This is a genomic window from Micromonospora sp. ATA51, from assembly GCF_016802855.1.
Taxonomy (GTDB): domain Bacteria; phylum Actinomycetota; class Actinomycetes; order Mycobacteriales; family Micromonosporaceae; genus Micromonospora; species Micromonospora sicca.
Window position 1 is genome coordinate 1 of record NZ_JAEVHJ010000038.1, and the last position, 12,246, is coordinate 12,246.

The 12,246-nt window shown below is 67.0% G+C and carries 11 protein-coding genes and 3 pseudogenes; 7 read left to right on the top strand and 7 right to left on the bottom strand.

Going from position 1 to position 12,246, the window contains the following annotated elements; genetic code table 11:
• A partial coding sequence (locus tag JNW87_RS09260) for an ISAs1 family transposase (protein ID WP_255543639.1) occupies positions 1–471 on the bottom strand: 471 nt, incomplete at its 3' end.
• Positions 472–824: 353 nt separating this feature from the next.
• On the opposite strand from JNW87_RS09260, the gene JNW87_RS09265 reads away from it, so the two are divergent.
• Positions 825–2,240 carry a transposase gene (locus JNW87_RS09265; RefSeq protein ID WP_238453479.1) on the top strand — a complete coding sequence of 472 codons (1,416 nt, stop codon included), beginning with the start codon at positions 825–827 and terminating at the stop codon, positions 2,238–2,240.
• A 70-nt stretch (positions 2,241–2,310) separates the two neighbouring features.
• Positions 2,311–2,913 (top strand): TetR family transcriptional regulator, encoded by a 603-nt coding sequence (locus tag JNW87_RS09270; RefSeq protein ID WP_238453480.1) that lies wholly within the window; start codon positions 2,311–2,313, stop codon positions 2,911–2,913.
• On the opposite strand, the pseudogene JNW87_RS09275 reads toward JNW87_RS09270, so the two are convergent.
• Positions 2,903–3,981 (bottom strand): annotated as a pseudogene (locus JNW87_RS09275) (amidohydrolase family protein). The gene JNW87_RS09270 and the pseudogene JNW87_RS09275 overlap by 11 nt on opposite strands.
• 92 nt (positions 3,982–4,073) lie before the next feature.
• A complete protein-coding gene (locus tag JNW87_RS09280; protein ID WP_236647974.1) occupies positions 4,074–4,244 on the bottom strand; it encodes a hypothetical protein in 171 nt (56 codons plus the stop codon).
• Positions 4,245–4,467: 223 nt separating this feature from the next.
• On the opposite strand from JNW87_RS09280, the gene JNW87_RS09285 reads away from it, so the two are divergent.
• Entirely contained in the window at positions 4,468–4,656 is a 189-nt protein-coding gene (locus tag JNW87_RS09285; RefSeq protein WP_109802520.1) for a hypothetical protein, read from the top strand.
• A gap of 122 nt (positions 4,657–4,778) precedes the next feature.
• Here the strand turns inward: JNW87_RS09285 and ffh are convergent, their stop codons facing one another.
• Entirely contained in the window at positions 4,779–6,335 is a 1,557-nt protein-coding gene (gene ffh / locus JNW87_RS09290) for a signal recognition particle protein (RefSeq protein ID WP_109802521.1), read from the bottom strand.
• A 982-nt stretch (positions 6,336–7,317) separates the two neighbouring features.
• Between ffh and JNW87_RS09295 the strand changes: the two genes are divergently transcribed.
• Positions 7,318–7,635, top strand: a complete 318-nt coding sequence (locus tag JNW87_RS09295; protein ID WP_238453501.1) for a hypothetical protein — start codon at positions 7,318–7,320, stop codon at positions 7,633–7,635.
• Here JNW87_RS09295 and JNW87_RS09300 read toward each other — a convergent pair.
• A pseudogene (locus JNW87_RS09300) lies at positions 7,594–7,725 on the bottom strand (IS5/IS1182 family transposase); the annotation flags it as partial. The gene JNW87_RS09295 and the pseudogene JNW87_RS09300 overlap by 42 nt on opposite strands.
• Before the next feature lie 161 nt (positions 7,726–7,886).
• On the opposite strand from JNW87_RS09300, the gene JNW87_RS09305 reads away from it, so the two are divergent.
• From JNW87_RS09305 to JNW87_RS09315, 3 genes and pseudogenes are all read left to right on the top strand, one after another.
• Entirely contained in the window at positions 7,887–9,146 is a 1,260-nt protein-coding gene (locus JNW87_RS09305) for a nucleotide sugar dehydrogenase (RefSeq protein WP_238453481.1), read from the top strand.
• A 394-nt stretch (positions 9,147–9,540) separates the two neighbouring features.
• Positions 9,541–9,858, top strand: a complete 318-nt coding sequence (locus JNW87_RS09310) for a hypothetical protein (RefSeq protein WP_238453482.1) — start codon at positions 9,541–9,543, stop codon at positions 9,856–9,858.
• Positions 9,794–10,126: pseudogene (locus JNW87_RS09315) on the top strand (transposase); the annotation flags it as partial. The gene JNW87_RS09310 and the pseudogene JNW87_RS09315, both read left to right, overlap by 65 nt.
• 246 nt (positions 10,127–10,372) lie before the next feature.
• Here JNW87_RS09315 and JNW87_RS09320 read toward each other — a convergent pair.
• Together JNW87_RS09320 and JNW87_RS09325 are read right to left on the bottom strand one after the other, a co-directional pair.
• On the bottom strand, positions 10,373–10,597 hold the full coding sequence (locus JNW87_RS09320) for a transposase family protein (protein ID WP_238453483.1): 225 nt from the start codon (positions 10,595–10,597) through the stop codon (positions 10,373–10,375).
• 186 nt (positions 10,598–10,783) lie between these two features.
• A complete protein-coding gene (locus tag JNW87_RS09325) occupies positions 10,784–12,178 on the bottom strand; it encodes an O-antigen ligase (protein WP_238453484.1) in 1,395 nt (464 codons plus the stop codon).
• Positions 12,179–12,246: the final 68 nt, after the last annotated feature.

The following is a 12,246-nucleotide window of genomic DNA, read 5'->3' on the forward strand; positions in this document are numbered from 1 at the left end:
GACCGCGTCGAGCAGCGGTGCGAACGCGGGGATCTCGTTGCTCTTCGCGCTCACGGTGACCTGGGCCAGGACGATGCCGGTGCTGGTGTCCAGCGCGGACAGCAGATGAACCTGACCGCCGTCGGCACGGCTGGCTCCCCGCAGCGTTTTCCCGTCCACGGCGATCACCGTCCGATATCGGTGCGGCCGGGGTGTGACCGGCCGGGCGCGGACCCTCAGCCAACCCGCGAGGACGGTAGACAACAACTGATCGTCGAGGCGGGTCAGCAACCGCCAAACCGTCGTACCCGCCGGCACCCCACGGCCGAAGCCGAGCCGGTCGCGGGCCTGCTCATCCAGATCGTGCAACCAATCGGTGATCGCGGCGAACGACGACGCCCCCGCGAGGACCGCGCACACCGCGGCCGCGAGCAAGCCCGACAGCGGGTAACGCACTCCCCGTGGATCTCGAGGATCCGGGACCGCCGCCAAGGCGTGTAGCAGTCCCGTTGTCTCACCTGCAGTAACGGACGGTGGTGACGTGCCAGGGGTGCCGGCGACCGAAGACAGCGCGGGGATCGGGCATGATGACATCGGCGGGTGAGGTCCTCGGGGTGTCGTGAAGCCTAGAGAACTCCATGATCACCGACGCGATCTCACCCGCTCTACCTGCCTCCGCAGAGGCCACTCACCCCGTAGATTCCCAGCTCACGGCACCCACCGATCGACTACGCAATCGCCCTGGACTTGTTGGCCATCGTGCACACCTTCTCATGCCGCCTGTACGGTCTGCGCAGCTACGAGAAGGAACTCAAAGGGGCGGACCTAACCGTGGGGGATGACCGGTGAAGGTCACCCGCGTCGCCTACTCGGCACGGATGAACCCAGGAAAGTACGCCGCCCTGGTGGAGCAGGCCCGCCGGTTGGGTTGGGTGCGCAGCGAGGTGTGGCAGCGGTATGGCTCGATCAACGGTGTCGCGGCCGGACTGCGGGACCGGCAGGTGCGCGACCGGTGGCTGGCTGACGGCAGGCACGTGCAGTTCGCCGTGTTGGCGAATGCGTGGAAGGAAACCGTCCGCGACGTCATGGCCGACATCGCCGCGAACCTGGAGGCGGCCAAGGTCGACGTCAGGCGGGCGATCATCCGACGCACGAGCGATCCGGCCGAGCGCAAGCGACTGTTCACCGCGCTGAAGGCCGACCAATGGGCTGACGATCCGTTCCTGTCTCGGCAGATGCGCAAGCACTGGAAGCGTGGCCACAACCGCACGCACGATCAGATCGTGGTACGCGCCGACAACTACAACGCCCTCGTTGACGGGCGAGGCCGGCTGTGGCTGGCAATTCCCGGCCTCGAACCCCGCAAGATGGTCAAAATCCCGCTGTCCACGACCGTCGCCCCGACCGGGACGCTGCGCCTGATCCTGCGCGGCGGCCGAGTCCAGGTCCACTACCAGATCGACGCGTCGCAGATGCGCTCATCACAGCGACCATGCGGCGAGGCGACGATCGGCGTGGACAAGGGCTACACCGAAGCCCTCACCGACTCCGACGGCCAGCCCCACGGTGAACAGCTCGGCGACCTGCTCACCCGCGAGTCGGACCGGTTGAAGGAACGAAACCGCCGTCGGGCGAAGCTACGCTCAATCGCCAACAACGCCGCGCTCCGTGGCGACTACGCGAAAGCGCACCGGATCAAGGCCAACAACCTCGGCACGATCAAGCGGGACCGGCAGGCCGCCCGACATCGGGCGCGGGTGCGCACGGAGATCTTCACCGCCGTGCACGAGGTCGTGGACAAGGCCGCCACCGTGATCGCCGAAGACCTCACCAAACGCTTCGCCGGGCGCAAAACGCTGGGCAAGAACATCAACCGGCGTCTCGCCGCATGGACCAAAGGAGTCACCGCCGAGGCCCTGAAAAGCGTGTCGGAGCGTAGAGGTTCTGCACTCGTGCCCGTCAACGCCGCCTACACCTCACAAACCTGTCACCAATGCGGCCGGTTCGGCCGACGCAGCGGGGACCGGTTTCACTGCACCCGATGCGGGGTGGTGTGGCAGGCCGACGTGAACGCCGCGATCAACATCCTGCACCGAGCCGGCGACCCCGACATCGCCCTGCACACCCCACACCACGTGGTGAAGCAGATCCTGCAGGACCGGACAGATCGCCACCGGACCAGACTGCCGGTCCAGGACTCCAGCCCGGCAACAGCTGAGCGGAGAGCGAATCATCCGAACCGCTCAACTATGAGCAAGTAGTAGGAAGCAGGCGCAGTACCACCTCGTGGTGAGCTGAGCCGTCCCGCCGCCCGTAGACTTCCGGGCAACCATGGACGAACCCCGGGACTCGGCCCGCCAACGCCTGCGGGACAGCATCGTCCCAGCCGCCCGCGCACAGACCGTCGCGAGCGGCTGGGACGGCGTACGGATGGGTGGGGTGGCGCGGGCGGCCGGGGTGAGCCGGCAGACCGTCTACAACGAGTTCGGCACCAAGGCGGGGCTGGCCGAGGCGCTGGCCCGGCGGGAGGTCGACCGGTTCGTCTCGGCGGTCCGCGCGGCGCTCGCGGAGCACGGCGCCGACGTGCGGGCCGGGGCGTACGCGGCTATCGCGCACACCCTCACCGAGGCGGCCGGGAACCCGCTGATCAAGGCGATCCTGACCAGCGCGCGGGGCGGCTCGGACGAGCTGCTGCCCTACCTGACCACCCGCTCCGAGCTGGTGCTGGCCGAGGCGACCGGGGCGCTGCTGGAGTGGGCGAGCGTCCACCTGGCGGGGGCCGATCCGGCCGGGATGGCGTTCGCCGCCGACACGATCGTCCGCCTGGTGGTGAGCCACATCGTGCTCCCCCAGGCCCCGCCCGAGCAGACCGCCCGTGCCCTGGCCGACCTGGCCCTGCACCTCTTCCTGAACCCGGGGCGGGTCAGCGGATGAGGCGGCCGCGGAGGACGACCCGGGACGGGGTGCGGACCACGCGGAGGTCGCGGCGCGGGTCCTCCGGGTAGACGACCAGGTCGGCGAGTCCGCCCTCGACCAGGCCGGGGAAGCCCAGCCAGGCGCGGGCACCCCAGGAGGCGGCGGCGAGCACGTCCAGCGTGGACATGCCGGCCCGCTCGTGCAGCAGCAGCATCTCCTCGGCGGCCAGCCCGTGGTCGATCCCGCCGCCCGCGTCGTGCCGACGTAGATCGGCACCCCGGCCTCGTACGCGGCCCGGACCACCTCGGGGAAGCGGTCGCGCAGGGCGACCATGTGGTCGGCGTACCCGGGGAACCTGGCGCGGGCCTGGTCGGCGATGCCGCCGAAGGTCGCAATGTTGATCATCGTGGGGACCAGTGCGGTGCCCTGCCGGGCCATCAGGTCGATCAGGTCGGGGCTGAGCCCGGTGCCGTGCTCCACCGAGTCCACCCCGGCCCGCACCATGATCTCCACGGCCGACTCGGAGAAGGTGTGCACCGCGGCCCGCACCCCGGCGGCGTGCGCGGCCGCGACGGCCGCGGTCATGGTGTCCGCGTCCCAGGCCGGCGCGAGGTCGCCGACGCCGCGGTCGATCCAGTCCCCGACCAGCTTGACCCAGCCGTTGCCGGCGGCGGCCTGCTCGGCCACCGTCGCGGCCACCTCCGCCGCGCCCACCTCCACGCCGATGTCGCGCAGGTAGCGCCTGGGCGGGGCGACGTGCTGGCCGGCGCGGGCCAGTCGCGGCAGCTCCGGCTCGTCGTCCAGCTCTGGGTACGGGTACGGCGAGCCGGCGTCGCGGATGGCCAGCACGCCGGCGTCCCGGTCGGTACGGGCCAGCTCACGGGCCTGGTCCAGGGAGGTGATCGGGGCACCGCCCCGGGCGATGCCGATGTGGCAGTGCGCGTCGGTCAACCCCGGCAGCACGAAGCCGCCGTCGGCGATCGTCTCCGCCCCGGGCACCGGATCGAAGGTCACCCGGTCGCCGTCCAGCCAGATGTCCCGGACCTCGTCGTCCGGCAGCAGCACACCGCGCACATGCAGAGCCATGTGCACAGTCCTACCTGATCACCCCCCGCCGCGCGCGAGCAGCCCGGCCCGCCGCACGGTCAGCGAACGACTGGCCCCCACCGTGAACCCCCTCAAGTAGGCCGCTGTGCCGCCCAGGCCAGGAACCTGTCGAACAGATCCGCCGGAGACGGGGCAGGGCTCGGGTTTAGCTTGATCAAATCCGCGGTGGCGTCGAACAACTGCCCGGCCAGGTAGACCGACAGCGCTACCGCGTTCCCCTCGTATTCGACCCGGAGCAGCATCCGTGCCGTAGGGCACGGCCAGGCGGCGGAGCACACCCGGCAGAGCCACAGGGGCCGCCTGGGTAAGTGTTGGTGCACCCGGTGGAAGGTCTGCAGCGGCTGCTCATGGCCGGGTGAGGCATTAGGCGGGGTCATCTGCTCATGATGACGCTGCCTGTTGTCTTCGTCAACAGTCTGCGCAGTTGTCGCTGTCGTGAGGACAAGCTGCTGTCATCGTCAACCCGTGGAGCTTGTAGGCGTGTCGGAGATTCGGGAAATGCTCGGTGGCGTATCCCGACAGCGCGCCTCCGTGATCGCCAATCAACGCAACTTCCCCGAGCCAATCGCCGTGTTGGCGATGGGAAAGGTGTGGCGGAAGTCCGACGTTGAAAAGTGGATTCGGCAGCACAGGCCCGACGTGGCGGAAGATTGAGAAGGGGCCCCAACCGGGGCCCCTTCACTTGATGGGTCAGTCGACCGGCGCTACCTCGTCGAAAGCTGGGCGGCACGTTCCGCCAACTTGCCTGGCGGCCGGCATGCGTCGGTGACGCGGGGTCAGCGGGGGCGGTTGTCGCCCTTGCCGAGCTTGTTGAAGTCGATCTTCGGGAGCTTGAAGCCCGGGGGCAGGCCCTGGCCGCCGGCCAGGTCACCCGGGTCCAGCCCCGGCGGGAGCTGCGGCATGCCGCCCGGGAAGCCGCCCGGCAGCCCGGCGCCCGCCCCGGTACGCGGCCGACCGCCGCCCTTGGTGCCCTTGCGCTTGTTCTTCGGCGACTTGGTCGCCTTGCGCCGACCACCGCCGGGCAGGCCCATCATGCCGCCCATCTGCTTCATCATCTTCTGCGCGTCGGCGAAGCGGTTGAGCAGCTGGTTGACGTCCATCACGGCAACCCCGGAGCCGCTGGCGATGCGGGCCCGGCGGGACCCGTTGATGATCTTCGGGTTGGTGCGCTCGCCCGGGGTCATCGACCGGATGATCGCGGTGACCCGGTCGAAGTGCTTGTCGTCCAGGTCGGCGAGCTGGTCCTTCATCTGCCCCATGCCGGGCATCATGGCCAGCACGTTGGCGATCGGGCCCATCCGGCGGACCGCGATGAGCTGGTCGAGGAAGTCCTCCAGGGTGAACTGCTCGCCGCCCATCAGCTTGGCGGTCATCTTCTCCTTCTGATCGGCGTCGAAGGCCTGCTCGGCCTGCTCGATCAGAGTGAGGACGTCGCCCATGCCGAGGATCCGGCTGGCCATCCGGTCGGGGTGGAAGACGTCGAAGTCCTCCAGCTTCTCGCCGGTCGAGGCGAAGAGGATCGGCTGCCCGGTGATTTCCCGGACGGAGAGCGCCGCGCCACCGCGGGCGTCGCCGTCGAGCTTAGAGAGCACCACACCGGTGATGCCGACGCCGTCGCGGAACGCCTCGGCGGTGCGGACGGCGTCCTGGCCGACCATCGCGTCGACGACGAAGATGACCTCGTCCGGGTCGACCACGTCGCGGATGTCGGCGGCCTGCTGCATCATCTCGGCGTCGATACCGAGGCGGCCGGCGGTGTCGACGATGACGACGTCCCGGGCGGCCCGCTTGGCGTGCTCGATGGAGTCCCTGGCCACCTGGACCGGGTCGCCGACGCCGTTGCCGGGCTCCGGGGCGTACACCTCGACGCCGGCCCGGCCACCGAGCACCTGGAGCTGCCCGACGGCGTTGGGGCGCTGGAGGTCGGCGGCGACCAGCAGCGGCTGGTGGCCCTGGGCCTTGAGCCAGCGGGCCAGCTTGCCGGCAAGGGTGGTCTTACCGGAACCCTGGAGACCGGCCAGCATGATCACGGTCGGCGGGTGCTTGGCGAACTGCAGCCGCCGCCCCTCGCCGCCGAGGACGTTGATCAGCTCCTCGTTGACGATCTTGATGATCATCTGCGCCGGATTGAGCGCCTGGGAGACCTCAGCCCCCCGCGCGCGCTCCTTGACGTTCGCGATGAAGCCCTTGACCACCGGCAGGGCGACGTCGGCCTCCAGCAGCGCCATGCGGATCTCGCGCGCGGTGGCGTCGATGTCGGCGTCGGTGAGCCGACCCTTGCCGCGGAGCTTGGTGAAAATCCCGGACAGGCGGTCACTCAAGGTGTCAAACACGCGAACATCCCGTTTGTCAGTGTTTCGGCGGGTACGAACTCGGCCAGCACGCACAAGGCCGGCCACCCGCAAGGGTAACCGTCCCACCTCGCCACTGCTTCCCGCCGACCCGACCGCGCCCCGCTCGCGACCGTGCCAAAGCGGACCGTGCGGCGCAGGAAACGCCCCACCGTCCCGACGCGGCTGTCGTCCGCCACCGAGATCGGTAGAGACCGCTCGAAGCGAGCAGGGCGACGACCAGCAGCGCCAGGACCGTCAGGCCACGCCATTGACCCGGATTGAACGGTACGGGAGCGAGCAGCGCGACGAGGTCGACGGGGAGCACGAGCATCCAGGCCCGGACGTAGCCGACCACCGGTCGTCCAACTGCCACATCCAGCGGAGGCTGGCTGGCGTCCCCTCAACTATGGCTGGCCGCCACCTACAGGTCGACTGTCTCCGCCTAGGCCACAGCGTCTTGCTGCTCGGTGGGGCGGCGCACCACCGCCGGCATCGACGTCTCCTGCTGCCCCGACTTCAAAGTTAGTCCCCCACGAAATGGCATTTCAGGCCGCGCGAACGGGTGCCCCGCGCCATAGTGCTTAGCGCCGCCGGCAATTGACTCGTTACGCCATATTCGAGAGCCCTTCACGGCGGCACGGAGAGCATATCTCGGACAGCGAAGCAGGGCGCTAGCCGCGAAACGGCTGGCACAGCCACCTGTTCGGCCAACCGCCCGTCCACCCTGAGCGGATCGGCTGTCCACCCAAAAGGCGAATGCGAAACGCGTCCCGCAATGTGAGAGTCGGGTTTATTACCAATAGATAGCGGCAACTTTCCTGTCGTGTTAAGCGCGTCTACTCAACGCGCCTGCGGAGCCCGCCAGCCGCGGCCGGTATCCTTCTTCGTACTCGTTGGCACGATGGGAGAAGATCATCAATTGGGGGGCATCCTGCATGTATGCACGGGCAACCAGGCTCGCTCCCCCATCGCCGAGCGGCTGATGGAGCTGGGGCTGAGGCGCCGCTTCGGCGCCGCGGCCGACGCCATCTACGTGACCAGTGCGGGCACCCGCGGACCAGCCGGCAGCCCCATGCAGCCCATGGCCGTCGCCGAACTCGAGCGCCGTGGGGCCCGGCACGACAACTTCGTGTCGCAACTGCTCGACCTGAAGGCGGTCGAGCGGGCACATCTCGTGCTCACCGCGACCCGCCAACATCGCGACGAGATCATCTCCCAGGTGCCGTCCGCGATCCGCACACACCTTCACCTGGCGGTGAGCTTCGTGGATGTCGTCGCGGCGCCTCCACCGGATGCGTAGCCGTTTCATAGCGTGGTACGCGGCGATCGTTCTCTCGACCACCCACCTGAACGTGCCCAGGCCGGAGCCGTGGGGCTGACCTCGGCGAGCGCGCGCGGCGGTGCGCCATAACGGTCGCACCGCGACCGATAGCCGATACGGCGGCCGTGAACCGCCGGATGGGCGATAGGGGGATAGTCTTTCGGTGCGGCCATCTACCGGGTAGCTTTGGCGCGCTAGCTGGGCTTTGCACGGGTGAAGGGGGCTGGGGCGTGTCAGTCGATGTTGTTGTAATCGGGCTCGGTTACGTGGGACTGCCCCTGGCTCAGCAGGCGTTGAGGGCAGGCCTGTCGGTCGTCGGCTTCGATATCAACACTGCAGTCGTCGATGCCCTCAACGGCGGCATCTCACACGTGGACGACCTCTCCGACGGAGACGTCGCCGAAATGCTCCAATGCGGCTTCCGGGCCACCGCGGATGAGACCGAGATCGGCGCGGCGGCGACCACAGTCATCTCCGTGCCGACGCCGTTGTCGGAGGACGGCGGTCCCGACCTCGAAGCGGTCAAAGCGGCAGCGGGCTCGGTGGCCCGGAACTTGCGCCACGGGATGCTTGTGGTGTTGGAGTCGACCACCTACCCGGGAACCACCGACGAACTGGTCCGCCCCATCCTCGAGAAGTCCGGTCTCCTCGCAGGCGTCGACTTCTTCCTCGCGTTTTCTCCGGAGCGCATCGACCCGGGAAACGAGCATTACGGCACACACAACACGCCCAAGGTTGTCGGTGGCGACACTGCGGAGAGTACCGAACGTGCAGCCGCCTTCTACGGCCGGTTCGTTGAGACGATCGTACGAACCAAGGGGACCAGGGAAGCGGAAACGGCCAAGCTGCTGGAAAATACGTACCGGCACATCAACGTTGCCTTGGTCAATGAGATGGCCCGGTTCTGTCACGAGCTGAGCATCGACCTATGGGACGTCATTAACGCCGCATCAACCAAGCCATTCGGCTTCCAGGCGTTCTACCCCGGCCCTGGCGTGGGCGGACACTGCATCCCGATCGACCCGAACTATCTCAGCCACAACGTACGGGCGAGGCTGGGGTACCCGTTCCGGTTCGTGGAGCTGGCTCAGGAGATTAACGCAACGATGCCGACGTACGTTGCCAGCCGCGCCCAGAACATCCTTAACGATGCGGGCATCGCCATCAATGGCGCCACCGTCCTGCTGCTCGGTGTGACATACAAGCCCAACATCGCCGACCAGCGCGAATCACCAGCCGTGCCGCTAGCCCGCCGACTCACGGCCTTGGGCGCAAAGGTCAGCTATCATGACCCGCGCATCGAGCGGTGGACCGCCGCAGGGTTTGACATCCCCAAGACGGATGATCTTGAGGGGGCAGTCGCCTCAGCAGACCTCGTGATCCTGGTCCAAAACCACCGGGAGTACGACGCGAATCGACTGGCTGCCATGGCCAAGCGGTTCTTCGACACCCGTGGTGCCACCTCCGGGGAAGAGTCGCAGCGGCTGTAACGGAACTGGTGGCGGCAACAGGCGCGGCCAGGCGGTGCATTGCGGCGCAAGGAAATCACCGGTGAGGCGATTGAGCTCCCCAAGCGTCGGTTTGGCTGATGGACGAACTCTGCCGTGCCGAACGCTACCCAACCGCGGGAGGCGCCCCTACACAAGCCCGGCCGCTGGCCGACAGCGCCGAAACGCGTCCGCCGGCAGTTTGCCTCGCTCTCGCCCAGTCAGTGCGGCGTGCGACCCGGTTGCGGTGGCGCAAGCGCCGCTGCCGCTGCGACCAGGACGCCTGTCCGCGCCGGTCGTTCACCGAGCGGATGCCGCAGGTCCCGGCCCGGGCCCGGATCACCACACGGTTACAGCAGGCTGCCGGGGCAGCGGTCGGCGACGCCGGTCGCACGACGTGCAGGCAGCCCGCGACCACGGCCTGTCGTGGCCGATCGTCGCGACCGCGTTCACACTCATGCAGCGGGCGCTACCGACCGAGCCCGGCCAGGTCGCGGTGCTGGGTATCGGCGAGATCCGCCGCGGCAAGCCCCGTTGGACGTTCGACGAGGTCACCGGATCGTGGACCACGACCGCCGACCGGTGGCACGTCGGATTCTGCGATCTGACCGGCGGACAGGGACTGCTCGCCCAGGTCGAAGGCCGTGGCGGTGGCCAGCTGGCTGCGGCAACGCCCCGCCACCTGGCGCCAGCAGGTCCAAGTCGTCGCGATTGACATGTGCACCGTGTTCAAGGCCGCCGTCCGCGAGGTTCTCCCGCACGCGATCCTGGTCGTGGACCACTTCCACATCGTGCAGCTGGACAACCGAGCCGTCACCGAAGTACGCCGCCGCATGACTGCGACCCACAGCGGTCGTCGCGGCCGAAACAACTACCCCGAATGGCAACTCCGCAACCGGCTCACCCGCTCCCCGGCCCGGATGCACGCCCGGCACGTCGACCGCCTCGCCGACACCCTCACCAGCCTGCCCGTCCGCATCGGCACACCGATCCTCGCCGCGTGGAACGCCAAGGAAGACCTACTCGACCTGCTCGCGGTCGCGCGCACCCACCCCAACCGGGAAAGGCATCACCAACGCCGGCTCAGAAGGCACCAACCGGGTCATCAAGACCAACCCCGCAACGCCTACGGCTTCCGGAACCCCGAAAACCAACGCCTCCGCACCCGCTGCGCCACCACCCGACGCCACCTCAACCCCGCGAAGAGCCGCTATGGTTCCGCTGGCAAGCTAATCGCTGATGGCCGCGGTGAGCAGGTCCGGGTCCAGGGCCTGCAACAACCGGCGGATCATCGCCTCCGACGCACGCCGGTCCGGGGCGATGCCCAGCGCGGCCGCGGTCGTGGCGGGTACGTCGGCGATCCACTCGGCGATCGCAATGTACGAGCAGTAGCCGGCCACCACGGCACAGACCGCCGCGGTGACCACGACCGCCAGCTGCTGCCGCGACCCCACGACGGGCCCGAGGATCCGGCAGACCGGCCAGCGCCGCAGCCAGCCCAGCAGCGGCTTCGGGCACGGTGGCAGCCGGCGCGCCGGACACAGACGAGGCGTAAAGAACCTCGATGATCACCTGAGCGATCAGGCCACGCCCTGCAACCCTGCGCATCCTCGCCATCACCGAGTGGCTCCCAAGCGGGCTTATGAAACAGGGCCGAAACAGGGACTAGTCAAGCGGCGGTGAATCGCGCAGGGAAGCATGAGATGGCGACCTATTCGAAGCTGCAGCGACCCCCTGAAATTTGTCGTCAATATCAACGCCCGCTCCCGCTCCGCTGCGAGCAGGCCGAGGAAGATGGCGAGGAGTACCGCTATTCGGTTATCGCCCCAGAACTGGATTGTATCCGCCATGCCGTGGAGAAGGAGCCAGGCAAAGGCGCCGAGACTGACAGCAGTCATTACGCGAGCACTTGGTCGCGCAGCCAGGAGACGAGAGTGGTCAAGCACGACAACTACTATGAAGGCCACCAGCAGCAAGGCCGCAGCTAAGCCCATATCACTCCATATCTGAATGAATATGTTATGAGGCGGATACCGCGCTGCAACCAAAGAATTCGAGTATTTCCCAATTTCAATAAACCAGCCGCCGAAACCCAAGCCAAGTACCGGATGTTCAGAAAATAAGTCTCCGGCAGCTTGCCAGAGAAGTGTCCGTATACCGAACGTAAACTCAGAGTCTGCGGCGAACGCCGGGAAGAGATGAGTAAGTTGTGCGGACGCAATATAGGAAGCCGCAGGCAGCGTCAGCATGACAGGCAACACGTAAATAGGCGACTTCGACAAGCGAAGGATCACAACTACAAACAACGGTACAAGTACTCCTAGGAGCATCGCCGTCTTGGACCCAGTGAAGAAGACTCCAATGTATGCTGTAAGCGCTACAATAATGTAGCTCCTTCGTCGGTACAAACTAAAGGCGGCGACGAACAGAAGACCGGCCATTCCGAGATAAAGCGATGCGGTATTGCCATTAAGATACAACCCGCCAGCCTTCTCGACGTCACGGACGTTGTCCGGGCTCACGGTAAAGAACGCTGCCATCCTTCCCGGCCCATTCGTCATCACCGCCCAGTACGAGTGGAGGAATTGACTCTCCAAGTCCGGCGAAATCCTGAAGACGGCTGTCAGGCCCGCCTCGACCACGACGGCAACTCCGAGGACGTCAAAAACACGAGGCAGTCGGTGTGGCAGCCGCTCACGCAACGTCTTCACGTAGAGAAAAGCAATCAGTAGCTGCAGCAGCCCAATAATCCACGCAATAGCCCTCGTTACGTCCGGAGACCAGAGAACGGCCAGCGCGGCAAGAGCAATGAAGGATGCCAGGAAACCGCCAAAGCGCCGATCCCAGCTCGGTTTGTCAGACAAGAACCCAAGAGCTGAGGTAAGCGTTAAAACGCCGGAGAAACTGACGATTTCCGGGCTCAGCAGAAACAGCTGCGGGACCGACAGCCCAACTACCCAAATCGCACGAGTCTCGAAGCGCACCAGCAGCCCGAATGCAATCCCGAGACCTACTGCGGCAGCTAAAAGGACCATCCGCGAGCCTTCGTCGTACAGATATGCTGTTTCCCAGAACAGAGTGCGTGGACACTGCCGGAGACAGA